The organism is Micromonospora sp. WMMD980 (assembly GCF_029626035.1).
Taxonomy (GTDB): Bacteria; Actinomycetota; Actinomycetes; order Mycobacteriales; family Micromonosporaceae; genus Micromonospora.
Genome location: NZ_JARUBE010000003.1, coordinates 4,040,708 through 4,064,584, shown reverse-complemented (window position 1 = coordinate 4,064,584; position 23,877 = coordinate 4,040,708). Strand labels below are relative to the sequence as shown.

Sequence of the window (23,877 nt, the reverse complement as noted above, 5' to 3'; positions counted from 1 at the left end):
GAGCGCTCCCAAGTTCGCCAGAACACATTTACATGTTTGAAACCGATGTGCAACTGAACCGGTTAAGAGAGTCGCCGACGGGTCCGCGGGCCCTTCCGCCGCCTGATTGCGGCGAGTAGTGTCTTGCCTCCAACGCGTTCCGACCCCCCTCCGGAGGCGTACCCCACGATGGGTGGTTCTCCCCTGCGCATCCTCGTCGTCGGCGCGGGCATCGCCGGCCTCGCCGTGGCCCGGGCGCTGCGCCTGGCGGGGTTCCGGCCCGACGTCACCGAGCGGTTGCCACCCACCGAGCACACCGACACCGGCCTCTACCTGCCCGGCAACGCGGCCCGGGCGATGCGCCGGCTCGACCTGGACGGCCCGCTGCGGCCGCTCGGCGAGGTGATCCACCGGCAGCGCTTCCTCGACGCCGCCGGCGCGCCGCTCTGCGAGGTGGACCTCGACGCGCTCTGGGCCGGGGTGGGGGAGTGCCGGGCCCTGCCCCGGGCCGAACTGCACCGGGTCCTGCTCACCGGCGCCGGCGGCGCGGTCCGGCACGGCGCCGAGGTGAGCACCGTCGAGCCGTTGCCGGGCGGCGTCGCGGTCGGCTTCACCGACGGCACCGGCGGGGAGTACGACCTGGTGGTCGGCGCGGACGGGCCACGCTCGGCGGTACGCGCCCTGGCCGCGCTCGGTGGTCCACCCCGCCCGGCCGGGCAGGTGGTCTACCGGGCCGTCGTGCAGGGCGGCCCGCGGATCGCCGACTGGACCGGCCTGCTCGGGCAGCGCGCCGGCTTCCTCGTCGTGCCGCTGGGCGCCGGCCGGCTCTACTGCTATGCCGACGAGGCCGGGAGCGTCCTGCCGGCCGACCCGCTCGCCCGGCTCCGCGAACTGTTCGGCGACTACGGCGGACCGGTGCCCGAGGTGCTCGCCGCGCTGGAGACGGTGCACGTGGAACGCACCGAGGAGGTCGAGCTGGGCCGCTGGTTCCACGGCGGGGTGCTGCTGGTCGGTGACGCCGCTCACGCCGTCGCGCCGACCCTCTCCCAGGGCGCCGCCATGGCGCTGGAGGACGCCGTCGTGCTCGCCGAGTCGCTCCGGGCGGCGGGCAGCGTCGAGGCCGCGCTGCTCGCGTACGAGAGCCGCCGCCGGCCGCGTACCCGCTGGGTGCGGGACCGGACCCGGGACCGCAACCGCACCCGCGACGTGCCGCCGGCGCTGCGCGACCCGGTGCTGCGCGGGCGTGGCGGGCGGATCTTCGGGGAGCACTACCGACTCCTCACCGGACCGCCGTAGCGGGCCGAAGATCGTAGCCGCCCACCCCACGCGGCGGGGCCACCTACCGGGGACTATCCTCCTTGCGGATGACGGCTGCGCCGATGACCAGCGCGCCGAGCGGGACAACCCAGAACCGGAGGCCACTCGTGACCACCGTCGCACCCAAGCCGGTCGTGACCCGGCCCTGGCCGGTCCGCGAGCCGGTCAAGGGGTCGGCCATCGCGCGGCTGCTGCGCACCACGGACGCGAAGCAGATCGGGATCATGTACATGGTCACCGCGTTCGCGTTCTTCATGATCGGTGGCCTGATGGCCCTGATCATGCGCGCCGAGCTGGCGCGACCGGGGCTGCAGTTCCTGTCGCCCGAGCAGTACAACCAGCTCTTCACCATGCACGGCACGATCATGCTGCTGTTCTTCGCGACGCCGATCGTGTTCGCCTTCGCGAACTACGTGGTGCCGCTGCAGATCGGCGCGCCGGACGTGTCGTTCCCCCGACTCAACGCGTTCGCCTACTGGCTCTACCTCTTCGGCGGCACGCTGGCCGTGGCCGGCTTCATCAGCCCCGGTGGCGCGGCCGACTTCGGCTGGACGGCCTACACGCCGCTGAGCACCGTCGAGCACTCGCCCGGCGTCGGCGCCAACATGTGGGTGGTCGGCCTGGCCATCTCCGGTCTGGGCACCATCCTCGGCGCGGTCAACCTGATCACCACGATCCTGACCCTGCGCGCCCCCGGCATGACCATGTTCCGGATGCCGATCTTCACCTGGAACATGCTGGTCACCAGCCTGCTGGCGATCCTGGTCTTCCCGCTGCTGGCGGCCGCGCTGTTCGCGCTCGCCGCGGACCGCATCATCGGCGCCCACGTGTACGACCCGGCGACCGGCGGGCCGATGCTGTGGCAGCACCTGTTCTGGTTCTTCGGACACCCCGAGGTCTACATCGTGGCGCTGCCGTTCTTCGGCATCATCACCGAGATCATCCCGGTGTTCTCCCGCAAGCCGATCTTCGGTTACAAGGGGCTGGTCGCCGCCACGGTCGCCATCGCCGCGCTGTCGATGAGCGTCTGGGCGCACCACATGTTCGCCACCGGCCAGGTGCTGCTGCCGTTCTTCAGCTTCCTCAGCTACCTGATCGCCGTGCCCACCGGGATGAAGTTCTTCAACTGGATCGGCACCATGTGGCGGGGGCAGATCACCTTCGAGACGCCGATGCTGTGGGCGATCGGCTTCCTGGTGACGTTCCTCTTCGGTGGTCTCACCGGCGTGCTGCTGGCCAGCCCGCCGCTCGACTTCCACCTGCACGACTCCTACTTCGTGGTGGCGCACTTCCACTACGTGCTCTTCGGCACCATCGTGTTCGCCGTCTTCGCCGGCATCTACTTCTGGTTCCCGAAGATGTTCGGCCGGATGCTCGACGAGCGCCTCGGCAAGATCCACTTCTGGCTGACCATGATCGGTTTCCACACCACGTTCCTGGTGCAGCACTGGCTCGGCGCCGAGGGCATGCCCCGCCGGTACGCCGACTACCAGGCCGACGACGGCTTCACCGGGCTGAACATGGTCTCCACCATCGGGGCGTTCATCACCGGCATCTCGACCCTGCCGTTCATCTGGAACTGCTGGAAGTCGTACAAGACCGGCCCGGTGGTCGAGGTCGACGACCCGTGGGGCCACGGCAACTCGCTCGAGTGGGCCACCTCCTGCCCGCCGCCGCTGCGCAACTTCGACCGGATGCCGCGGATCCGCTCCGAGCGGCCCGCCTTCGACGCGAAGTTCCCCGAGCTGGCCGCCGGGCAGAGCGTGGCCGGGCCGCCCGAGGGTGGTGCCAAGCCGCTGACCAGCGAGGTCAACGGTGGTGCCAGCTACCGGGAGGACACCGCCGGCAACCTCGACCAGCGCTGACCCATCCCGCGCCGAACCACCGAACGGGCGCCGCACCCCACCCGGGGCGCGGCGCCCGTTCCGTGCCGCCGGCCCTGGTCCGGCCGACGGGTCCATCCGGTGACGGCCGAGCACGGTGGGGTGCCGCAGCCCCCGGATCAGCTCGCGGCGCGCGACGATCGCATCCGCTCGGCGCTCGCGCACGGAGCGTGAGGTGACCGGAGAAGACATCACTTTTCAGCGGTATACCTCGGAGGCATAAATATGCCTGAGAGGTATACCGCTGAAAACTGGACCCTTCTCCAGCGCCGGGCCCGCGCACGTCGGTCCATGTCCGGCGGGCCCGCGTCCGCCGGCCGGGCCCGCGCACGTCGGGCCGTGTCCGCCGGGCCCGCGCATGTCGGGCCGCGTCCGCCGGGCGGGCTCGGCGGGTACTCGGCCGCGCGCTCGCGCGATGGTGTTCCGCCCGCGCCGGGGTGGGCGGGCGGCGGGGGAGGCGTCAGGGGGCGGCGGGGGCCAGGTCCTGGTCGAGGACGGCGGGAACGGCGGGTGGTGGGGTGCGGCGGTGGCGCAGTTCGACCGGGAGCACGGCCAGCGCCACCAGGAACCCGATCGCGCCGGTGACCGCGAACCCCCAGGCCGGCGCGGACGCGTCGATCACCGCGCCGGCCAACGGCGCGCCCAGGGCGATGCCGACGGTGACGGCGGAGCCGTGCAGGCCCATCGCGACGCCGCGGACGCCGGCCGGGGCGAGCCGGCTGACCGCGTCCGAGGTGGCCGCGATGGTGGGCGCGCAGAGCGCGCCGGTCGGGATCAGCGCGAGGGACAGCAGCCACCAGTGCGAGCCGCCCAGCCCGACCGGGATGGTGGTGAGGCTGAGCACCGCCATCAGCGCCAGCGGCGGGAACGAGCGGCGTACCGCGCCGTAGGCGAAGCCACCCACCAGCGAGGCGACCGCCCAGGCGGCCAGTACCGCACCGGTCCAGCCCACCTCGTCACCGGCCCGGAGCACCGCCACCACCGCCACGTCGGTGCCGCCCAGCACCAGCGTGGCGGCCAGGCTGACCGCCAGCACGGCGAGCAGTCGGGGGGTGAGCCACTCCCGGCGCGGCACCGGGCGCTGCGGTCCGGCCGGCTCGTCGGCGGCCCGGGTGGGCGGGTTCAGCAGCCAGAAGCAGATACCGGAGGCGACGATGCCGGCGCCGACCGCCCAGAGCGTCAGGCGCGGCGTGACAGCGGTGGCCAGGGCCACCGCGAGAGCGGGGCCGACCATGAACGACAGCTCCACCGACATCGAGTCCAGCGCGTACGCCGGGCGGCGGCGCTCCGCCGGCACCAGCGCGGCGATCGACTGGCGGACCACCGAGAAGACCGGCAGCGCGAGCAGCCCGGCGAGGAACGCGGTGGGCAGCAGCACCGGGTAGGACAGGGCGGGCGCGGCGGCCCAGAACACGCCCTCGGCGACGGTGCAGAGCAGCAGCACCGGCCGCAGCCCCCGGCGGTCGACCAACCGGCCGAGCAGCGGCGCGCCGAGCGCGGCGCCGATGGTCGAGGCGGCACCGACCAGGCCGGCCGCGCCGTAGCCGCGACCGAGGTCGAGCACCACGTAGAAGGTGAGCGTCACCCCGACCGCGGTCAGCGGGACGCGGGCCAGCACCGACACCAGCAGCAACGACCGCAGGCCGGGCAGGGCGAGCGCCTCCCGGTAAGGCTTCAGGTTCACGACGGGCCGTACCTCCCGCGCCATCCTGGGCGTCGGGTCCGACAACGGCAAGCGATTACCTGGTCAAGCGGTCCTGATCACAGGCTCGCCCACCATCGCCACCCCGGCACCGTCCAGCGCCCGCAGCGCCACGTCCAGCGTGTCCGGCGCGACGGCGGCGGTCAGCTCCAGCAGCACCGTGGTGCGGAAGCCCTCCCGCGCGGCGTCCAGCGCGGTCGCCCGCACGCAGTGGTCGGTGGCGATGCCGACCACGTCGACCCGGTCCACGTCGTGGCGGCGCAGCCAGTCGGCCAGGCACTCGCCGTCGGGCGCGTGGCCCTCGAAACCGGAGTACGCGGCCGCGTGCTCGCCCTTGTGGAAGATCGCCTCGACCCGGCCGGTGTCCAGCTCGCTGTGGAACTCGGAGCCGGGGGTGCCGACCACGCAGTGCCGGGGCCAGGAGTCGACGTAGTCCGGCGGATCGCCGAAGTGCGCCCCCGGGTCGACGTGGTAGTCCTTGGTCGCCACCACGTGGTCCCAGCGTTCCGGCTCGGCGGCCAGCAGCCGGGAGATGCCGCCGGCCACCCCGGCCCCGCCGCCGACCGCGAGGGAGCCGCCCTCGCAGAAGTCGTTCTGCACGTCCACGATGATCAAGGCGTTCGCCATCTGGTCGGTCCCTTCTCAGGTCGCGGGTACGACGGTCACCGGCACCGCCGGGTCGCCGCCGGAGAGCTTGAGCCCCTCCCACGGGATGGAGATCAGGCACTCTCGCAGGTGCTCCCGGGACTCGTCCAGCGTCGGCAGCGCCACCGGCTCCCCCGACACCACGTACGAGTGCTGGAGCAGCCGGTCGTTGGGCTGCCGGTCCGGCACACCCTGCGGCACGATGACCTCCTCGGTGGCGGTGCCGGTGGGCTTGTGCCGGCGGACGGCCACCTTCCGGCCGCCGATGGTGGCCTTGTGCTCGGAGCGCTTGACCACCGGCCGCCCCTCCACCTCGACCAGCTTGTAGACCAGGCCAGCGGTGGGCGCGCCCGAGCCGGTGACCACGGCGGTGCCGGCGCCGTACATGTCGACCGGCTCGGCGGCGAGCGACGCGATCGCGTACTCGTCGAGGTCACCGGAGACGATGATCTTCGTCTCGGTGGCGCCGAGCGAGTCGAGCAGCTCACGGGACTGTTGGGCGATCACCGCGAGGTCGCCCGAGTCGATCCGGACCGCCCGCAGCTCCGGCCCGGCCACCGCGATGGCGTTGCGAATGCCCTGGGCGATGTCGTACGTGTCGACCAGCAGCGTGGTGTCCTTGCCGAGCGTGGCCACCTGGGACGCGAACGCCGCCCGCTCGTCGTCGTGCAGCAGGGTGAACGCGTGCGCGGCGGTGCCGGCGGTGGGGATGCCGTAGCGCTGCCCGGCGGCCAGGTTGGAGGTGAACCGGAACCCGGCCAGGTAGGCCGACCGGGCGGCGGCCACCGCGGCCTCCTCGTGCGCCCGACGGGAGCCCATCTCGATCAACGCGCGGCCCCGGGCGGCGGTGACCATCCGGGCCGCCGCGGCGGCGACCGCGCAGTCGTGGTTGAGCACCGACAGCACCAGCGTCTCCAGCACCACGCACTCGGCGAACGTGCCGGAGAAGGTGAGGATCGGCGAGCCGGGGAAGAACAGCTCGCCCTCGGCGTAGCCGTCGACGTCACCGGTGAAGCGGTAGTCGGCGAGCCACTGCGCGGCCCGGTCGTCGGCCACCCCGGTGCGGCGCAGGAAGTCGATCTCGGCCGGGTCGAACCGGAACTCGTGGATCATCTCGACCAGCCGGCCGGTGCCGGCGACCACGCCGTACCGCCGGCCGGCCGGCAGCCGCCGGCTGAACACCTCGAAGACGCAGCGGCGGTCGGCCGTGCCGTCCCGGAGCGCGGCACTGACCATGGTCAGCTCGTATTGGTCGGTCAGCAGCGCGGGGCGAAGGGTGCTCACCGCCCCAGCCTAGAGTTCAGGCGGCATCCGTGCCGTCGTGCCCCGGCATCGAGCGCAGCGCGGCCCCCAGCTCGTTACGCCGGGTGACGCCAAGCTTGCTGTAGACCCGCTGGAGGTGGTTCTCCACCGTGCGGGTCGACAGGTAGAGGCGCTCGGCGATGGCGCGACTGGTCAGCCCGTCGGCGGCGAGGCGGGCGATCTCCCACTCGCGGTCGCTGAGCGCCGGGCGTAACAGCCGCAGCGCCGGGGTGGAGATGTCGTCGCAGCGGTGCATCAGGCCGGCGAGGCGTTCCCGGACCGGCCCGGTCGCGGCGGCCCGGGTGTCGCGCAGCCGGCACAGCGCCATCGCGGTGGCCTCGGCGGCGTAGACGACCAGTTCCCGGTCGGCGAAGCCGTCGGCCACCGCGAGCAGGTCGTCCGGGGAGCCGTCGAGCGCGGCCCGGCCGTAGCGGGCGACGAGCGGCGGCAGTACGCCGTCGACCTGCTCGGAGAGTTCCGCCAGGCGCTGCGCCACGCTGCGCCGGCCACCGTCGGTGCAGGTCGGCCCGACCGGCGCGGCGGCCTGGTCGAGCCGGACCAGGTCGAGCAGGACCAGCAGCTCGTGGCCGGCGAGGCCGTCCTCCCGCAGTCGGTCGGCGAGCGCGCAGAGGTGCTTGGTGGCGCCCGGCAGATCGCCCGCCGCCGCCTGCGCCGCGCCCCGGGCCTGCTCCAGCCAGGGATAGAGGACGGCCATCCCGGGAGCGTGCGTCCGGTCCGCCTCGGCCATCGCCTCGGTCGCGTGGTCCGCGTCCCCCCGCAGCGCGGCGGCCTGGGCGCGCTCGGCGTGGGCCAGGCCGGCGTAGACCCGGCTGGTGGCGAGCACCGCGCAGGCGCCCAGGCTGGTCTTGAGGGCGTCGTCGCCGCGCCCGCGCAGCCGCGCCGCGTACGCCTGGAGGATGGCCAGGTAGCCGGTGCCGAGCCGGAAGTCGCCGGCGCCGGCCAGGTCGGCGAACTCGTCGGCGACGATCGCGTCGATGCCGGCCAGGTCGCCGGAGAGCGCGAGCCGGGTGCCCCGGGCCAGCTCCATGGCCAGTTGGAGGTAGGGCATGTCGGACCGCCAGCACGCCGCCTCGGCCTGCACCCGGGCGATGGCGGTGGCGCTGCGCCGGTATTGGCCCTGGGCGGCCTGGAGGTGGGCGAGGGTGCACCGGGCCAGCTCCCGGGCGGCCATCGGCGCGGCCGGGCGGTCCAGCACCTCCTGGGCCAGCCGCACCGCGACGTCGACGTCGAGCCGGTGCAGCCGCATGATGGCCTCGAAGGCGCGGACCCGGGCGCGGTCGGCGGGGTCGGTCAGCTCCTCGGCACGGGCGGCGATGTCCTCCACCGTGGAGTCCTGGTTGAGCCCCCAGTAGCTGACCATGCCCCGGACGGTCAGCCAGCGGCTGCGCCGCCGGTCGTCGTGGATCTCGTCGGTGACCTGGTCGAGCACCCGGACCGCCTCCTCCGGCCGGTCGCCGAACATCAGGATGGTGGCGAGCAGTTCCGCCGCGTCCGTGCCGCCGCCGGCCTCCAGGGCGGCCCGGGCCAGCCGGGTGGCCAGCGGCACGTCGTAACGGCCGAACGCCTGCACGGCCGCGTCGAGCAGCAGCGCCACGTTCTGCGCCGTACCCGAGTCGAGCCGCCAGACCGCGACCCGCAGCAGGTCGTCCCGGCGCCGCTTGCCGACCTGCTCCAGCAGGCCGGCGAGGGTGGCCTGGAGCCGTCGGGTGCGGCTGACCGGGCACTGGCGGCGCATCACCTCCCCGTAGAGCGGGTGGGCCAGACGGACGTTGAGCCGCCGGTCGTCGCGGACCATCGTGATGAGACCGCGCTCCTCGGCCACCTCCACGTCGGTCGGCTCGACCGCCTGCTCCAGCAGGTGCAGGCCGAGCGGCTCGCCGAAGGCGACCAGCTCCACCACCGCCCGGACGCCGGGGGTGAGCTGGCCGATCCGGGTGTCGATCAGCTCCGTCAGGTTGGGCGCCAGCTCCAGCCGGCCGGTCCACTTCCAGATCCCGTAGGTGCGCCGGAGCTCGCCGTCGGCGGCCAGCACCAGCTCGCGCAGCAGCAGCGGGTTGCCGGCGGAGAGCCGGAACAGCCGGTCGGAGGAGCCGGCGTCGACCGGTCCGCCGAGGATCGCGGCGAGCAGGCCGGTGGTCTCGCTGCGGCCGAGCGGGCCCAGCTCGACCAGGTCGACCAGGTCGTCGGTCCAGAGGGCGCGGATCGGCAGCGGGATCTGCTCGCCGTTGCGCAGCGTCCCGATCACGGTGGCGTTCTCCGAGCGGGCGATCAGGTGCACCAGCGCGGCCGACGGCGGGTCGAGCAGGTGCGCGTCGTCGAGGGCGAGCACGATGGGCCGGCCGGCGGCCTGCTCCTGGAGCAGGTCCACCGCCCAGCGCAGGATCCCGGCGGGGGAGAGGCCCTGCGGCTGCGGGGCGGGCAGCATCTGGACCAGCCCGCCGAACGGCAGGGCGGCGGTGGTGGCGCTGGCCGCGACCGACCAGATCGCGTGGCGTTCGGGGGAGAGCGCGGCCACGCCCTCGCGCAGCAGCCGGCTCTTGCCGACGCCGGCGTCGCCGCTGAAGAACAGCCCGCGCCCGTCCGGATCGCCGACCGCCGACAACAGACGGTTGAGTTCATCCGTGCGGCCGACGAACTCCCACCTGGTCATCGACGCAGCATATCGACGGAGTGCCGTCCGCGTGCGCGCCGTCACGCAGTGAAGTTGAGTAATCTGCCGCTTACTCATGAGTACCGAATGTGTTCGGTGTCGGATGCACGACAGCCGTAGGCTTCAGCCATCCCCTTTGGCCAGGGAGAATCCGCGACCGGGCTGACGCGCCGGCCGCCTGACCGGGAGGCCACCTGATGAGACCAGGTCCACTCCCCTCGGTCGACGTGCCCGATCGGGGCGGCCGTGCCGAGCCACCACGGTGCGCCCTGCTGCCGGCCCGGCTCGGCCTGACCGAGCCCGGGCCCGGCGAGCCGCTCGCCGTCGTCGTGGCGGGCCCGGGCGGCGCCGGCCGGCGTGAGCTGATCGCCGGCCTGCTCGGGGTGGACGCCGGCACCCTGGTCGTGCCCGCCGGGAGCTACCTGCTGGTCAACCACGCCAAGGTCGCCACCCGCGCCGCGTACGTCCCCGGCTACCGCTCGCCGCACGCCTACGGCGCCGACCCGCTCGCCGCCGGCCCGGCGCTGGCCCGACCGCCGCGCCGGGTCGAGCTCAGCCTGCCCGACCCGCTGCTGCGGCACTTCGCGGTGCTCGACCCACCGGACACCGCCACCCTCGGCGTGGCCGGCGGGCTGACGCTGCGCGACGCCGTCGGCCGTGCCGGCGCGCTGCTCTTCGTGATCTCCGCCGACCAGGCCTTCAGCGCGGCCGAGTTGCACCTGCTGGCCGAGGTGGCGCGGGCCCGCGTCACGGTGTTCTTCGCCGTCACCCCCGGTGTGACCGGCCGGGCGGCGCCGGCGGACGGCGCGACGGCGGAGGGCACGGGGGCGTCCGTGCCGTCGCCCGCCCGATCCGGCCCGCCCGGCCCCGCCGGCCGGCTCGACCCGGTGGCGGTCTCCATCGCGGCCCACCGCGCGGCGCTGCTGGCCGCGGTGCCCGCGCTCGCCTCGGCCCGGTGGTTCCCGGCCCGGCGGGCCGAGCTGCCGAACCTGCGCCGCGCGCTGGTCGGGTGGGCCGCCGACGAGGGGCTGCGTCGGGCCAGCGCCCGGCCGCCCGAGCCGCCCGGGGCGCACGGTCGGGTGCCGGTGCTGGCCGGCGTCGACCCGACCGACCTCGCCGACCGGATCGACCGCCAAGCCCGCTCCTGCGCCCAGCGGATCCGCCAGCATCTCGCGCTGGAGCTGGCCAACATCCACCTCCGGGTGGTGCAGGAGATCGTCTTCGGGGTGGGCTGCGCCGGCCTGCCGCAGCTGCTCGACCGCGAGCTGGAGGCGATGTCGATGCTCGCCACCGCCCAGTGCGACGAGGCGGTCCGCGGCATCGTCGACGACGCCGCCGCCCGGGTCTTCGGCGCGCCGCTCGCCGAGGGTGTGCGCGTGCGGATCACCCACGCGGTGCGCTGGGGCCTGGCCGACCACCCGGACGGCCGGGAGCTGGACCGCGTGCTCCTGGTCACCAGCACCGCCGGAGTGGCCGGGCTGACCGGCACCGGCGCGCTGGACGCGCTGGCCGGGCTGCCCGGCGCGGCGCGGGACGAGGTGCTCCCGCCGATCGGGGTGGCGCTCAACGGCGGTTGCTGGCAGCACTGGCGGGCACCCGGCAACGACGACCCGAACGCGGCCCGGTCCTGGGCCCAGCGCGCGCTGCGCGAGGTCGAACTCGAACTGTCCCGCGAGGTGTCCCGCCGCTTCGAGGTGATCCGTCTCTCGCTGGGCGTGGTGCTCGCCGATGCTGTCGACCACGGCATCCTGCTGGCCTGAGACCGGGGCCGCCGCGCGGGGCTCCGGCCCCGCGTACGCGGTCCGGGCGGGCGAACCCGACCGGCGCGGCGTTCCGGTTCATCGGTTCGGCGGATCCGGTGGCACGATGGGGGGCATGGCGGCTCCACAGGTTGCGCCGGTCGAGACGCCGGACACCGAAGAGGTGCCGGTCTCCGACCGGCCGTGGGTGACCATCGTCTGGGACGATCCGGTCAACCTGATGACGTACGTGACCTGGGTTTTCCAGAAGCTGTTCGGATACAGCCGGGAGAAGGCGGAGCAGCTCATGCTGGACGTGCACCACAAGGGCAAGGCGGTGGTCTCCAGCGGGGCCCGGGAGCGGATGGAGCACGACGCGGCGCAGTTGCACGCGTACGGGCTGTGGGCGACCGTGGAGAGGTCATGAGCATGTTCCGCCGCCGGGGCGACCGCTACGTGGCCGGTTTCGCCGTCGACGAGGTGCGGGTGCTGCGCAAGGTGGCCTCCGAGGTGGTCGGTCTGCTGACCGACGGCTTCGACCACGGTGACCCGGTGGTCGGCCGGCTCTTCCCCGAGGTCTATCCGGACGACGACGCCGGCACCGCCGAGTTCCGCCGCTACACCGAGGGCGACCTGAAGACCGCCAAGATCGACCAGGCCGGCGCGATCCTCGCCGCGCTGCCCGACGGCGACGCCGGCGGCGAGGTGCGGCTGGACGCCGAGGCGGCCGAGGCGTGGCTGCGGGCGCTCAACGACGCCCGGCTGGCGATGGGCGTCCGGCTGGAGATCAAGGACGGCACCGACCTGGGTGAGGAGCTCGACGACGCGGTCGCCACCGACCCGGCGTCGTCCCGGGTGTTCCAACTGTCGGTCTACGCCTATCTCGGATATCTCCAGGAGTCCCTGCTCAACGCGCTCATCGACTGAGTGGTGACGGTCGCCACCTCGCCGCCCGGGACGGCCAGGCGCTAGGCTGGTCGGCGTGCTGAGCATCGACCGGTCGATCATCGACGCGATCGTCGCCCACGCGCGTCGGGACCACCCGGACGAGGCGTGCGGCGTGGTCGCCGGCCCCGCCGGCAGCGACTCCCCCACCCGGCACATCCCGATGGACAACGCCGCCCGTTCGATGACGTTCTACGAGTTCGACTCGATGGAGCAGTTGCGGGTGTGGCGCGAGATGGACGACCGCGACGAGGAACCGGTCGTCATCTACCACTCGCACACCGCGACGGAGGCCTACCCGTCCCGCACGGACGTCTCCTTCGCCGGCGAGCCGGGTGCGCACTACCTGCTCGTCTCGACCCGCGAGCCGGACACCGAGGAGATCCGGTCCTTCCGGATCGTCGACGGCGTCGTGGCCGAGGAGCCGGTCGAGATCGTGGACGCCGCCGTGGATCCGAACGCCGTCCAGTCCTACATGTTCGGGCAGAGCCCGGCGACGGTCGACTACGAGTGTTCCGGCCGCTGACCCCAGCGCACCGGCGCACCTTTCCTTCCCGTCACCCGGCACGATCCTGAACGAGGAGCACGAGACACCATGGCCATCGAGGTTCGCATCCCCACCATCCTGCGCAGCTACACCGGCGGCGCGAAGGTCGTCGAGGGCAGCGGCGACACGCTCACCGACCTGCTCACGGACCTGGATGCCCGGCACGCCGGCCTGCGCGGCCGGCTGGTCACCGACGCCGGCGCGCTGCACCGGTTCGTCAACGTCTACGTCAACGACGAGGACGTCCGCTTCCTGGGCGCGCTCGACGCGAAGCTCAACGACGGCGACAGCGTGACGATCCTGCCGGCGGTGGCCGGTGGCGCGTTCGGCTTCGCCGCCGCCGCCGCGATCGCCTCGCACGCGGTAGCGGCGCGCGCCACCGCCGCCCGCTAGGCGGGCCGGCATGGCGCGGTACGACAGCCTGCTCGACGCCTGCGGCGGCACGCCGCTCGTCGGCCTGCCCCGGCTCTCCCCGACGGTGCCCGACGGCGCGCCGCCGGTGCGGCTCTGGGCGAAGCTGGAGGATCGGAACCCGACCGGCAGCATCAAGGACCGCGCGGCCCTGTTCATGGTGCGGGCGGCCGAGGAGGCCGGCCGGCTGCGGGCGGGCGACACCATCCTGGAGCCGACCAGCGGCAACACCGGCATCTCGCTGGCCATGGTGGCGAAGCTGCGTGGCTACCGGCTGGTCTGCGTGATGCCGGAGAACGTCTCCACCGAGCGGGTGCAACTGCTCCGGATGTACGGTGCCGAGATCATCTTCTCGCCGGCCGCCGGCGGCTCGAACCAGGCCGTGGCCACCGCGAAGCAGATCGCCGCCGAGCATCCGGACTGGGTGATGCTCTACCAGTACGGCAACGAGGCGAACGCCCGGGCGCACTACGAGACGACCGGGCCGGAACTGTTGCACGACCTGCCCGGCGTCACCCACTTCGTGGCCGGGCTGGGCACCACGGGCACGCTGATGGGCACCGGTCGCTACCTGCGCGAGAAGGTCGACGGCATCCAGATCGTGGCGGCCGAGCCGCGCTACGGCGAGCTGGTCTACGGCCTGCGCAACATCGACGAGGGCTACGTGCCCGAGCTGTACGACGCCGGGGTGCTGTCCCGGCGCTTCTCGGTGGGCACCCGGGACGCGGTGCTGCGCACCCGGCAGCTCGTCGAGGTGGAGGGGATCTTCGCCGGCTTCTCCACCGGCGCGATCCTGCACGCCGCGCTGGCCGTGGCGCACGAGGCGGTCCGCGACGGCCGCCGTGCCGACGTGGCGTTCGTGGTCTGTGACGGGGGCTGGAAATACCTGTCCACCGGCGCGTACGGCGGCACGCTGGCGGACGCCGAGGACGCGCTGGACGGTCAACTCTGGGCCTGACGGCCCGCGGTGGTCCGGTCGGTGGGGACACCCGCCGGCCGGATCGCCGTGTTGTCGCGGATCCGGACGTGTATGGGTGTCACGTTGGTGACAACTTCCGGTAGATGATTCTTGCCCGACCGGGCCGCCGCGTAGGCTGCGCAGCGTGGCGAGCGCGTCGGTGGAGATCAACGGCGGGGCGGCTGCCGATGCGTCGACTACCCAGTGTGAGATCGAGGCAACCGGATGCGATTGACCGTCCTCGGCTGCGCGGGCAGCTTCCCGGGCCCCGAGTCCCCGTGCTCCGCCTATCTGGTGGAAGCCGACGGGTTTCGCCTCCTGATCGACTTCGGGGCGGGTTCGCTCTCCACGCTCCAGCGCTACGCCGGGCTGCACGCCCCCGACGCCATCCTCCTCACCCACCTGCACTGCGACCACATGTTCGACGCGGTCAACTACGTGGTGGTGCGCCGGTACGCCCCGGACGGCCCCTATCCGCCCCTGCCGATGTATGCGCCCTCCGGGGCGCCGGACCGGCTCGCCGCCGCGTACGGGCAGGAGGGCGCCACGGTCGAGGACGTCTACCAGTTCTACGGACTCCAGCCGGGCACGTTCCCGATCGGCCCGTTCACCATCACCGTCGATCGGATGAACCACCCGGTGGAGACGTACGGCGTGCGGCTGGAGCACGGTGGCCGGGTGCTCTGCTACTCCGCCGACACGGCACCCTGCGAGGCGCTGCTGCGCCTGGCCCAGGACGCCGACGTGTTCCTCTGCGAGGCCAGCTACCTGGACGGCGTGGACAATCCGCCGGATCTGCACCTCACCGGCCGGGAAGCCGGCGAGGCGGCCACCAAGGCGGGCGTGGGCCGGCTGCTGCTCACCCACCTCGTCCCCGCGTGGGGCAGCGAGTCGCACACCGTGGAGTCGGCGGCCGCCGCGTACGCCGGGCCGATCGAGGTGGTCCGCGCCGGCGCCGGCTACGACGTCTGAACGACCCGGCGGCGCGGCGCGTTGCCGCAGAGTTCGCCGGCCGGTCAGCGCACGGTCGCCTGCCGCATCCGTGCGGCCCGCACCCTCGGGCCATGCGGATCGCCATCGTCACCGAGTCGTTCCCGCCGGACGTGAACGGCGTGGCGCACTCCGTCGTCCGGGCCGCCGAGCACCTGGTCGCCCGGGGACACGAGCCCCTGGTCGTCGCGCCGGCCCCGGCCGGCGGGCGGCGCGGTCACGTCGACCATCAGCCCTACCCGGTGGTGCGGGTGCCGAGCCTGCCGTTGCCCCGCTACCAGGGATTCCGGCTCGGGGTGCCGAGTGCCGGGCTCACCTCGGCGTTGCTCGGGCACCGGCCGGACGTGGTCCACCTGGCCAGCCCGTTCGTGCTGGGCGCGGCGGGGGCGTCGGTGGCCGCCCGGCACGACCTGCCCGCCGTCGCGGTCTATCAGACCGACGTGGCCGCGTACGCCCGGGCGTACCGGGTGGGGTGGGGGGAGGCGGCCGGGCGTGCGGGTGGTGGTGGTCGGTGACGGGCCGGCCCGCCGGCAGCTCGAACGGGCCCTGCCGGCGGCGCGGTTCCTCGGCGTGCGGGGCGGCGACGACCTGGCCGCGCTCTACGCCAGCCTGGACGTGTTCGTCCACACCGGACCGCACGAGACGTTCGGGCAGACGCTTCAGGAGGCGGCGGCGAGCGGCGTGCCGGTGGTGGCGCCGGCCAGCGGTGGCCCGGTGGACCTGGTCGACCCCGGGGTGACCGGGCTGCTGGTGCCGCCGGGGGATTCGGAGGCGCTCGCCGCCGCGGTGGCCGACCTGGCCGCCGACCCGTCGCGGCGGGCCCGCTACGGCACGGCCGCCCGGGCCGCGGTGGCGCGGCGTAGCTGGGACGCCGTCGGCGACGAGTTGGTCGGGCACTACCGGGCCGCACGGTCGGGCAGCCCGGCCGCCGGCCGGCTCGCGTCGGCATGACGGCGGCCGGCGCCCGGCCGGTGCGCATCGTCCGGCTGGCCAACTTCGTCACCGGGCGCTCCGGCGGGCTGCGGACCGCGTTGCGCCAGTTGGGCGCCGGTTACCGGGCCGCCGGCCACGAGCCGGTGCTGGTGATCCCCGGCGAGCGTCACCGGGACACCGAGCGCCCGTGGGGCCGGGAGATCACCCTGCCCGGCCCGGAACTGCCCGGGACCGGAGGCTACCGGGTGCTGACCGACCGGCGCCGGTTGGCAAGTTTCCTGGCGGAGTTGGCGCCCGACCGGATCGAGGTTTCCGACCGGAGCACGTTGCGCTGGACCGGCCGGTGGGCGCGGGAGCGCGGCGTGCGCTCGGCGATGGTCTCGCACGAGAGCCTGACCGGCCTGCTCGGCCAGTGGGGGATGCCGGCGGCGCTGGCCCGTCGCTCCGCCGACCGGCTCAACCGGGAGACGGCGCGGTGGCACGACCGGATCGTCTGCACCACCCGCTGGGCGGCCGAGGAGTTCGGCAGGCTGGACGGGCCGCCGGTGGAACTGGTGCCGCTCGGCGTCGACCTGGACACCTTCCATCCCCGCCGGGCCGACCCGATGCTCCGCGAGCGCTACGCCGACCACACCGAGGTGCTGCTGGTGCACTGCGCCCGCCTGTCGGTGGAGAAGCGTCCCGAGTTGGCGGTGGCCGCGCTGGCCCGGCTGCGTCGCGCGGGCGTACCGGCGGTCCTGGTGCTGGCCGGCGACGGGCCGCTGCGGCCGGCGCTGGCCCGGCGGGCGGCGGGCCTGCCGGTGCACTTCACCGGTTTCCTGCCGGACCGGTCGGCGGTGGCCGCGTTGCTCGCCACCGCGGACGTGGTGGTGGCGCCCGGGCCGGTGGAGACGTTCGGCCTGGCCGGCCTGGAGGCGCTGGCCTGCGGCACGCCGGTGGTGGCGAACGCGTCGAGCGCGCTTCCGGAGGTGGTGGGCGCGGGCGGCCTCGCCGCCTACGGCACTCCGGCCGCGTTCGCGGACGCGGTGCGCCGGCTGCTGGACCGGGCGGAGCCGGATCGCCGGGCGGCGGCCCGGGCCCGGGCCGAGGAGTTCGGCTGGCCGGCCGCCGTCGCCGGCTTCCTGCGCGTGCACGGCGTCGACCGCGGGGCGCCGTCCTTCCACTGACCGGTGGCGTCCCGGGAGCGGCCGGCGGGCACCGGCAGGCGGCGCGATCGGCGCACCGCATAGGGTGCAGGCATGGCGCGACCTGACGGGCGGCGGCCCGACCAACTCCGACCGGTGACCCTGACCCGGGGCTGGAGCACCCACCCGGAGGGCTCGGTGCTCGTCGAGTTCGGCGCGACCCGGGTGCTCTGCACGGCCAGCGTGACCGAGGGGGTGCCCCGCTGGCGCAAGGGCTCCGGCCTGGGCTGGGTGACCGCGGAATACGCGATGCTGCCCCGGGCCACCAACACCCGTTCCGACCGGGAGAGCGTGCGCGGCAAGGTCGGTGGCCGGACGCACGAGATCTCCCGGCTGATCGGGCGTAGCCTGCGCGCCTGCGTCGACCTGAAGGCGCTCGGCGAGAACTCGATCGTGCTCGACTGTGACGTGCTCCAGGCCGACGGCGGCACCCGCACCGCGGCCATCACCGGCGCGTACGTCGCCCTCTACGACGCGGTCACCTGGCTGGCCGGGCGCAAGTCGCTCACCGGCAGGGTGGAGAAGGTGATGCACCGGTCGGTGGCCGCGGTCAGCGTCGGCGTGATCGGCGGCGAGCCGATGCTCGACCTGTGCTACACCGAGGACGTGACCGCCGAGGTGGACATGAACGTGGTCTGCACCGGCACCGGCGACTTCGTCGAGGTGCAGGGCACCGGCGAGGCCGGCGTCTTCGCCCGCGACCAGCTCGACGCCCTGCTCGACCTGGGCGTGGCGGGCTGCCTGGACCTGGCCGACGCGCAGCGGAAGGCGCTTGACCTGTGACCGACAACAAGGTGCTCCTGGCCACCCGTAACCGCAAGAAGCTCGTCGAGTTGCAGCGGATCCTGGACGGCGCGCTCGGCGCCCACCGGGTCGCCCTGCTCGGCCTGAACGACGTCGAGGAATATCCGGAGCTGCCGGAGACCGGCCTGACGTTCGGCGAGAACGCGCTGATCAAGGCGCGGGAGGGCTGCCGGCGCACCGGCCTGCCGACCGTCGCCGACGACTCCGGCATCGCGGTGGACGCGCTCAACGGCATGCCCGGCGTGTTCAGCGCCCGCTGGTCCGGCCGGCACGGCGACGACCGGGCCAACCTCCAGCTCCTGCTGGACCAGGTCGGCGACGTGCCGGACGAGCACCGTGGCGCGGCCTTCGTCTGCACCGTGGCGTTGGTGCTGCCCGGCGGCAAGGAGCACCTGGTCGACGGCCGGCAGCCGGGCCGGCTGCTGCGCGCGCCGCGCGGCGAGGGCGGCTTCGGCTACGACCCGATCTTCCTGGGCGACGGGCAGGAGCGCACCAACGCCGAGCTGACGCCGGCGGAGAAGGACGCGGTCAGCCACCGCGGCAAGGCGCTGCGGGAGCTGGCCAAGCTGGTCGCGAAGGTGCTCCCGCCCGCCGCCTGAGGTCAGCCCAGCGGCCCGATCTCCCGCTCGATCGCGGCCCGCAGCTCGGGGCCGCCGACGACGGCGCGCGCCGCGTCCATCAGCGGGGCGAGGAACACGTCCGGCCCCGGCTCGCCGATCGTCGCGCCGAGCGCGTCGAGCGCCGCCCGGCCCGCCGGGGACGGCTCCAGCGGCGCGCGGAGCTGGAGCCCGCGTACCGCGGCCAGCAGCTCCACCGCGAGCAGGCTGGTCAGGTTGTCCAGCACGGTGCGCAGCTTCTTGGTGGCCGACCAGCCCATCGAGACGTGGTCCTCCTGCATGCCGCTGGTGGGCAGCGAGTCGACCGAGGCGGGCGCGGCCAGCCGGCGGTTCTCCGCGACGATGCCGGCGGCGGTGTACTGGGCGATCATCAGCCCGGAGTTGACCCCGGCGTCGGGGGAGAGGAACGCCGGCAGGTCCCGGTTGCGGGTGACGTCGAGCAGCCGGTCCACCCGGCGTTCCGCGATCGCGCCCACCTCGGCGGCGGCGATGGCCAGGTAGTCGGCGGCGAAGCCGAGCGGCGCGCCGTGGAAGTTGCCGGTCGACTCGACCCGGCCGTCCGGCAGCACCACCGGGTTGTCCACCACGGACAGCAGCTCCCGGCCGGCCACCACCTCGACGAAGTCGAGCGTGTCCCGGGCCGCGCCGGCCACCTGCGGGGCGCAGCGCATCGAGTACGCGTCCTGCACCGCGTGCGCCAGGTCGTCGCGGTGCGAGTCCATCACCGCCGAGCGCTGGAGCAGCCGGTGGATGTTGGCGGCCGAGGCGGCCTGGCCGGGGTGTGGGCGGATGGCGTGCAGTTCGGGCAGGAACGGCCGCTCCGAGCCGAGCATCGCCTCGATGGCCAGCGCGGCGGTGACGTCGGCCATGGCGAACAGGTGCCGGGCGTCCGCCACCGCGAGCAGCAGCATGCCGAGCATGCCGTCGGTGCCGTTGATCAGCGCCAGCCCCTCCTTGGCGGCCAGCTCGATCGGGCTCAGCCCGACCCGGCGCAGCGCGTCGGCGGCGGGGATCCGGTCGCCGGCCGGGCCGAGCACCCAGCCCTCGCCGAGCAGCGCGAGCGCGCAGTGCGCCAGCGGCGCCAGGTCACCGGAGGCGCCGAGTGAGCCGTGCTCCGGCACCCACGGGGTGATCTCGTGGTTGAGCAGGTCGACCAGCGCCTCGGCGACGAGCGGGCGGACGCCGGAGCGGCCGAGCGCGAGCGAGCGGACCCGCAGCAGCATCATGGCCCGCACCACCTCGCGGGGCATCGGCGCGCCCACCCCGGCCGCGTGTGAGCGGATCAGCGCGTGCTGCAACTCGGCCCGCCGTTCGGGTGCGACGAACGTGTTGGCCAGCGCCCCGAAGCCGGTGGAGACGCCGTAGACCGGGCGGCCGGCGGCCTCGATGCCGTCCACGATGGACCGGCTGGTCGCCATGGCCCCGGTGGCGGTCGGGTCGAGCACGACCTTGGCGGTGCCGCGGGCGACCGCGAGCACGTCGGCGGGGGTGACCCCGGTGGACAGGATGGTGACGGTGGTCATCGCGGCACTCCGTTGTGCAGAACCTGGCGGATCAGTGGCACCCCCGGCCGGTAGGCCAGGTGCAGGTGGGTCGGTGCGTCGAGGACGACCAGGTCGGCGCGGGACCCGGGGGTCAGCCGGCCGACGTCGGCGCGGCGCAGCGCCGCCGCCCCGCCGGCGGTCGCGGCCCACACCGCCTCCGCCGGGGTCATCCGCATCTCGCGTACGGCGAGCGCGACGCCGAACGGCATCGACGTGGTGTACGACGAGCCGGGGTTGCAGTCGGTGGCCAGCGCCACGGTGACGCCGGCGTCGAGCAGCCGGCGGGCGTCCGGGTAGGGCGACCGGGTGGAGAACTCGGCACCGGGCAGCAGCGTGGCGACCGTCTCCGAGCCGGCCAGCGCGTCCACGTCGGCGTCGGTCAGGTGGGTGCAGTGGTCGACGCTGGCCGCGCCCAGCTCCACGCCGAGCCGGACGCCCGGCCCGGGGCCGAGCTGGTTGGCGTGCAACCGCACACCCAGCCCGGCGGCCTGTCCACAGGCGAGGATCGCCCGCGCGTGGTCGGCGTCGAACGCGCCGCGCTCGCAGAACACGTCGATCCAGCGGGCGTACGGCGCGGCGGCGGCGAGCATCGGCCCGCAGACCAGGCCCACGTAGTCGTCGGGACGGCCGGCGTACTCGGCGGGAACCACGTGCGCGCCGAGGAACGTGGTGTCGTCGGTGAACTCGGCGGCGATCCGCAGCGACCGGGCCTCCTCGGCGACGGTCAGCCCGTACCCGCTCTTGATCTCGACAGTGGTGGTGCCCTGCCGCAGCATCTCCGCGCGCAGCCGGCCCACGGTGGCGCGCAGGTCGTCGTCGGAGGCGGCGCGGGTGGCGCCGACGGTGGTCCGGATGCCGCCGCCGGTGTAGGGCTCGCCGGCCATCCGGGCGGCGAACTCGGCGGCCCGGTCACCGGCGAAGACCAGGTGGGCGTGGCTGTCCACGAAGCCGGGCAGCACCGCCGCGCCGGCGGCGTCGATCCGCCGGTCGGCGGCGGGCGCGTAGCGGGCCGGTCCGACCCAGGCCACCACGCCGTCCTCGATCAGCACGGCGGCGTCGCGGCGGACGCCCAGCGGGTCGCCGCCCCGGCCGTCGTTGGTGACCAGCTCCCCGATGCCGTCGACGAGCAGGCTGCCGATCATGAGAGCACCGCCGCGATCGAGTCCCGCAGCTCGGTGGGGACGTCGACGGTCAGGTGCCGGCCGTCGGCCACCACGGTCCGGCCGTCCACCACCACCTGGGTGACGTCGGCCGTGGTGGCCGCGAAGAACACCCCGACCGGCGGCACCCCCGCGGTGCGGGCGCTGTCCAGCCGTACCGTCACCAGGTCGGCCCGGTCCCCGACGGCGAGCCGGCCGGCGTCGCCCCAGCCGAGCGCGGCGTGGCCGGTGACGGTCGCGGCGGTGAACAGCTCGGCGGCGTCGAAGTGGCCCCTCCGGCGGGTCCGCAGCCGCTCGTCCAGCTCCACCGCGCGGGCCTCCTCGAACAGGTCCACCACGGCGTGGCTGTCGCTGCCCAGGCTGAGCGGGCTGCCCGCCTCGGCGAGCCGCCGGGCCGGGCCGATCCCGTCGGCCAGGTCCCGTTCCGTGGTCGGGCAGAGGCAGACGCCGGTACGGCTGTCGCCGAGCAGCGCCACGTCGGCGGCGGTCGGATGGGTGGCGTGCACGGCGGTGGTGTGCCGGCCGAGCACGCCGTGGTCGGCGAGCAGCCGGGTCGGGGAGCGGCCGTGCACGGCCCGGCAGGCGTCGTTCTCGGCCGGCTGCTCGGACAGGTGCACGTGCAGCGGCAGCCCGTGCCGGTCGGCCCAGCCGGCCACGGTGGCGAGCTGCCCGGCCGGCACCGCGCGCACCGAGTGGATCGCCGCGCCGAGCCGCACGTGCGGGTCGGCCGGGCGGAACGCGTCCACCCGCTGCGCCCAGCGCAGCGCGTCGCCGTCGCCGAACCGGCGTTGCGGCCCGGTCAGCTCCGCGCCGTCCACGCCGGCGGTCAGGTAGGCGGCGTCCAGCAGGGTGAGCCGGATCCCGGCGTGCGCGGCGGCCTCCACCAGCGCTGCGGACATCGCGTTCGGGTCGTCGTAGCCGGTGCCGCCGGGACCGTGGTGCAGGTAGTGGAACTCGCCCACGACGGTGATCCCGGCGAGCGCCATCTCCGCGTACGCGGCCCGGGCCAGCGCCAGGTAGGAGTCGGGGTCGAGGCGGGCGGCCACCGCGTACATCGGGTCCCGCCACGACCAGAAGTCGCCCCGCCCGGCGTGGGTGCGCCCGCGCAGCGCCCGGTGGAACGCGTGCGAGTGGGCGTTGGCGAGGCCGGGCAGCGTCAGCCCCGGCAACCGGACGGCGTCCACCGCCACCCCGGCGGCCGGCGGCCCGCCGCCGGTCAGCGGCGTCACGGCGGTGAACCGCCCGTCCGTCGCCTCGATCAGCACGTCCGGGGTCGGTTCGGCCTGCTCGGGCAGCCAGGCGTACTCGGCCAGCCAGCGGGTCACCTGCATGCCAGCTCCTCCAGCACCCGGGCCAGGGCGAGCACCCCGGCCGCGCAGTCGGCGTCGGTGGCGGACTCGGCCGGGGAGTGCGACACCCCGGTCGGGTTGCGCACGAACAGCATCGCGGTGGGCAGGTGCGCCGCCAGCACCCCGGCGTCGTGCCCGGCGCCGGTCGGCAGCACCGGCGCGTCGAGCAGCGTGGCCAGCCGACCGGCCAGCCCGCCGTCGAACGCGACGAGCGGGGTCGCCGACTCCTGCGTGCAGGTCAGCCCGGTGCCGTCCCGACCGGCGCGTTCGGTGGCCTTGGCGCGTACCGCCTCGACCAGGCCGTGCAGCGTGTCCGCCTCGGCCGCCCGCGCGTCCAGCCAGCCGGTGACCCGGGACGGGATCGCGTTCGTGGCGTTCGGCTCGACCGACACCCGGCCCACGGTGGCGTGCGCGCCGCGCAGCCGGGCCTCCTTGTTCGCCGCGAGCACGGTGAACGCGTAGGTGAGCATCGGGTCGCGGCGGTCGGCCATCCCTGTCGTACCGGCGTGGTTGCCCTCGCCGGTGAAGTCGAACCGCCACCTGCCGTGCGGCCAAATGGCGGACGCCACCGCGACCGGCGCGTCGCCGTCGGCGAGCGCCCGGCCCTGCTCGACGTGCAGCTCCACGAAGGCCGCGAGGCGGCCGAGCAGCGCCGGGTCGGGGCCCGCCGGCCGCTCACCCAACGCGTCGGCGAAGCTCACCCCGGCCCGGTCGCGCAGCCCGGCCGCGCGGTCGACGTCGATCTCGCCGGTGAGCAGCCGCGACCCCAGGCAGGGTACGCCGAACCGGGCGCCCTCCTCCTCGACGAACGCGGCCACCACGATCGGCCGGGCCGGGGTGACGCCGGCGGCCCGCAGCTCGTCCACGGCGAGCAGGGCGCTGACGATGCCGAGCGGCCCGTCGTAGGCGCCGCCGTGCGGCACCGAGTCGAAGTGGCTGCCGGTGAGCACCGCTTGCCCGGTCGCGGGGTCTCCCCACCAGGCGTACAGGTTGCCGTTGCCGTCCTGCTGGACCGGCATTCCGCGGGCGTCGGCCTGGCCGCGGAACCACTCCCGCAGCCGCAGCTCGGGCTCGGTCAGCGCATACCGGAGGTAGCCGCCGCTGCCGGCATCCCGCCCGATGTCGGCGAGCTCCGCCCACAGCTCCCGGAACCTGTTAACAAGGGGCCCTTCCTCTACCGAATGCGTTAACAAGGGG

20 protein-coding genes and 1 pseudogene are annotated in these 23,877 nt (G+C 74.6%); 13 read left to right on the top strand and 8 right to left on the bottom strand.

The window, feature by feature from the left end; translation table 11 throughout:
• The first annotated feature begins 168 nt into the window (after positions 1-168).
• Together O7618_RS18995 and ctaD are read left to right on the top strand one after the other, a co-directional pair.
• Positions 169-1,275, top strand: a complete 1,107-nt coding sequence (locus tag O7618_RS18995) for an FAD-dependent monooxygenase (protein ID WP_278107445.1) — start codon at positions 169-171, stop codon at positions 1,273-1,275.
• Positions 1,276-1,403: 128 nt separating this feature from the next.
• Entirely contained in the window at positions 1,404-3,161 is a 1,758-nt protein-coding gene (ctaD, locus tag O7618_RS18990; RefSeq protein ID WP_278107444.1) for a cytochrome c oxidase subunit I, read from the top strand.
• Positions 3,162-3,639: 478 nt separating this feature from the next.
• Here ctaD and O7618_RS18985 read toward each other — a convergent pair whose 3' ends face one another.
• Genes O7618_RS18985 through O7618_RS18970 form a run of 4 tightly spaced genes read right to left on the bottom strand, consistent with a single transcriptional unit; the run spans position 3,640 to position 9,499 of the window.
• Positions 3,640-4,887 (bottom strand): MFS transporter, encoded by a 1,248-nt coding sequence (locus tag O7618_RS18985; RefSeq protein ID WP_278107443.1) that lies wholly within the window; start codon positions 4,885-4,887, stop codon positions 3,640-3,642.
• 39 nt (positions 4,888-4,926) lie between these two features.
• Positions 4,927-5,508, bottom strand: coding sequence for an isochorismatase family protein (locus O7618_RS18980; RefSeq protein ID WP_278107442.1), 582 nt, complete (start codon positions 5,506-5,508; stop codon positions 4,927-4,929).
• Between the two features lie 15 nt (positions 5,509-5,523).
• A complete protein-coding gene (locus O7618_RS18975; protein WP_278107441.1) occupies positions 5,524-6,810 on the bottom strand; it encodes a nicotinate phosphoribosyltransferase in 1,287 nt (428 codons plus the stop codon).
• A 16-nt stretch (positions 6,811-6,826) separates the two neighbouring features.
• Positions 6,827-9,499, bottom strand: coding sequence for a LuxR family transcriptional regulator (locus O7618_RS18970; RefSeq protein WP_278107440.1), 2,673 nt, complete (start codon positions 9,497-9,499; stop codon positions 6,827-6,829).
• A 197-nt stretch (positions 9,500-9,696) separates the two neighbouring features.
• Between O7618_RS18970 and O7618_RS18965 the strand changes: the two genes are divergently transcribed.
• The 11 genes and pseudogenes from O7618_RS18965 to rdgB all read left to right on the top strand — a co-directional run bounded on the left by O7618_RS18965 (position 9,697) and on the right by rdgB (position 18,609).
• The gene (locus O7618_RS18965; RefSeq protein ID WP_278107439.1) at positions 9,697-11,259 is read left to right on the top strand and encodes a hypothetical protein; all 1,563 of its coding nucleotides are present in this window, start codon (positions 9,697-9,699) and stop codon (positions 11,257-11,259) included.
• Between the two features lie 115 nt (positions 11,260-11,374).
• Positions 11,375-11,665 carry an ATP-dependent Clp protease adapter ClpS gene (gene clpS, locus O7618_RS18960; RefSeq protein ID WP_091063492.1) on the top strand — a complete coding sequence of 97 codons (291 nt, stop codon included), beginning with the start codon at positions 11,375-11,377 and terminating at the stop codon, positions 11,663-11,665.
• Positions 11,662-12,165 carry a DUF2017 domain-containing protein gene (locus O7618_RS18955; RefSeq protein ID WP_278107438.1) on the top strand — a complete coding sequence of 168 codons (504 nt, stop codon included), beginning with the start codon at positions 11,662-11,664 and terminating at the stop codon, positions 12,163-12,165. The genes clpS and O7618_RS18955 overlap by 4 nt, the downstream gene beginning before the upstream one ends.
• 55 nt (positions 12,166-12,220) lie before the next feature.
• Complete coding sequence (locus tag O7618_RS18950; RefSeq protein WP_278107437.1) at positions 12,221-12,709, top strand: M67 family metallopeptidase; 489 nt, start codon at positions 12,221-12,223, stop codon at positions 12,707-12,709.
• Between the two features lie 69 nt (positions 12,710-12,778).
• The gene (locus O7618_RS18945; RefSeq protein WP_278107436.1) at positions 12,779-13,123 is read left to right on the top strand and encodes a MoaD/ThiS family protein; all 345 of its coding nucleotides are present in this window, start codon (positions 12,779-12,781) and stop codon (positions 13,121-13,123) included.
• Between the two features lie 10 nt (positions 13,124-13,133).
• Positions 13,134-14,099 (top strand): pyridoxal-phosphate dependent enzyme, encoded by a 966-nt coding sequence (locus O7618_RS18940; RefSeq protein ID WP_091063502.1) that lies wholly within the window; start codon positions 13,134-13,136, stop codon positions 14,097-14,099.
• A 225-nt stretch (positions 14,100-14,324) separates the two neighbouring features.
• Positions 14,325-15,071, top strand: a complete 747-nt coding sequence (locus tag O7618_RS18935; RefSeq protein ID WP_278107435.1) for an MBL fold metallo-hydrolase — start codon at positions 14,325-14,327, stop codon at positions 15,069-15,071.
• Positions 15,072-15,163: 92 nt separating this feature from the next.
• A pseudogene (locus O7618_RS18930) lies at positions 15,164-16,040 on the top strand (glycosyltransferase).
• A complete protein-coding gene (locus O7618_RS18925; RefSeq protein ID WP_278107434.1) occupies positions 16,037-17,188 on the top strand; it encodes a glycosyltransferase in 1,152 nt (383 codons plus the stop codon). Before O7618_RS18930 ends, O7618_RS18925 begins: the two are co-directional and overlap by 4 nt.
• 72 nt (positions 17,189-17,260) lie before the next feature.
• Positions 17,261-17,989: a ribonuclease PH gene (rph, locus tag O7618_RS18920; RefSeq protein ID WP_278107432.1), complete on the top strand. Its 729-nt coding sequence runs from the start codon at positions 17,261-17,263 to the stop codon at positions 17,987-17,989.
• Positions 17,986-18,609: an RdgB/HAM1 family non-canonical purine NTP pyrophosphatase gene (rdgB, locus tag O7618_RS18915; RefSeq protein WP_278107431.1), complete on the top strand. Its 624-nt coding sequence runs from the start codon at positions 17,986-17,988 to the stop codon at positions 18,607-18,609. The genes rph and rdgB overlap by 4 nt, the downstream gene beginning before the upstream one ends.
• A 2-nt stretch (positions 18,610-18,611) precedes the next feature.
• Here rdgB and hutH read toward each other — a convergent pair whose 3' ends face one another.
• From hutH to O7618_RS18895, 4 genes are read right to left on the bottom strand one after another with little or no spacing between them, the layout of a single operon-like run.
• On the bottom strand, positions 18,612-20,150 hold the full coding sequence (hutH, locus tag O7618_RS18910) for a histidine ammonia-lyase (protein ID WP_278107430.1): 1,539 nt from the start codon (positions 20,148-20,150) through the stop codon (positions 18,612-18,614).
• Positions 20,147-21,310, bottom strand: coding sequence for an imidazolonepropionase (hutI, locus tag O7618_RS18905; RefSeq protein ID WP_278110067.1), 1,164 nt, complete (start codon positions 21,308-21,310; stop codon positions 20,147-20,149). The genes hutH and hutI overlap by 4 nt, the downstream gene beginning before the upstream one ends.
• Positions 21,310-22,656, bottom strand: coding sequence for a formimidoylglutamate deiminase (locus tag O7618_RS18900; RefSeq protein WP_278110066.1), 1,347 nt, complete (start codon positions 22,654-22,656; stop codon positions 21,310-21,312). The genes hutI and O7618_RS18900 overlap by 1 nt, the downstream gene beginning before the upstream one ends.
• A complete protein-coding gene (locus O7618_RS18895) occupies positions 22,653-23,873 on the bottom strand; it encodes an allantoate amidohydrolase (protein ID WP_278107429.1) in 1,221 nt (406 codons plus the stop codon). Before O7618_RS18895 ends, O7618_RS18900 begins: the two co-directional genes overlap by 4 nt.
• Between the last annotated feature and the right edge of the window lie 4 nt (positions 23,874-23,877).

Coding starts and splice junctions, on each gene's coding strand:
- clpS (WP_091063492.1), top strand. CDS start 11,375: ATGGCGGCTCCACAGGTTGCGCCGGTCGAGACGCCGGACACCGAAGAG.
- O7618_RS18940 (WP_091063502.1), top strand. CDS start 13,134: ATGGCGCGGTACGACAGCCTGCTCGACGCCTGCGGCGGCACGCCGCTC.
- O7618_RS18965 (WP_278107439.1), top strand. CDS start 9,697: ATGAGACCAGGTCCACTCCCCTCGGTCGACGTGCCCGATCGGGGCGGC.
- O7618_RS18935 (WP_278107435.1), top strand. CDS start 14,325: ATGCGATTGACCGTCCTCGGCTGCGCGGGCAGCTTCCCGGGCCCCGAG.
- rph (WP_278107432.1), top strand. CDS start 17,261: ATGGCGCGACCTGACGGGCGGCGGCCCGACCAACTCCGACCGGTGACC.
- O7618_RS18985 (WP_278107443.1), bottom strand. CDS start 4,887: ATGGCGCGGGAGGTACGGCCCGTCGTGAACCTGAAGCCTTACCGGGAG.
- O7618_RS18980 (WP_278107442.1), bottom strand. CDS start 5,508: ATGGCGAACGCCTTGATCATCGTGGACGTGCAGAACGACTTCTGCGAG.
- hutH (WP_278107430.1), bottom strand. CDS start 20,150: ATGACCACCGTCACCATCCTGTCCACCGGGGTCACCCCCGCCGACGTG.
- O7618_RS18995 (WP_278107445.1), top strand. CDS start 169: ATGGGTGGTTCTCCCCTGCGCATCCTCGTCGTCGGCGCGGGCATCGCC.
- O7618_RS18955 (WP_278107438.1), top strand. CDS start 11,662: ATGAGCATGTTCCGCCGCCGGGGCGACCGCTACGTGGCCGGTTTCGCC.
- O7618_RS18970 (WP_278107440.1), bottom strand. CDS start 9,499: ATGACCAGGTGGGAGTTCGTCGGCCGCACGGATGAACTCAACCGTCTG.
- O7618_RS18925 (WP_278107434.1), top strand. CDS start 16,037: ATGACGGCGGCCGGCGCCCGGCCGGTGCGCATCGTCCGGCTGGCCAAC.
- O7618_RS18945 (WP_278107436.1), top strand. CDS start 12,779: ATGGCCATCGAGGTTCGCATCCCCACCATCCTGCGCAGCTACACCGGC.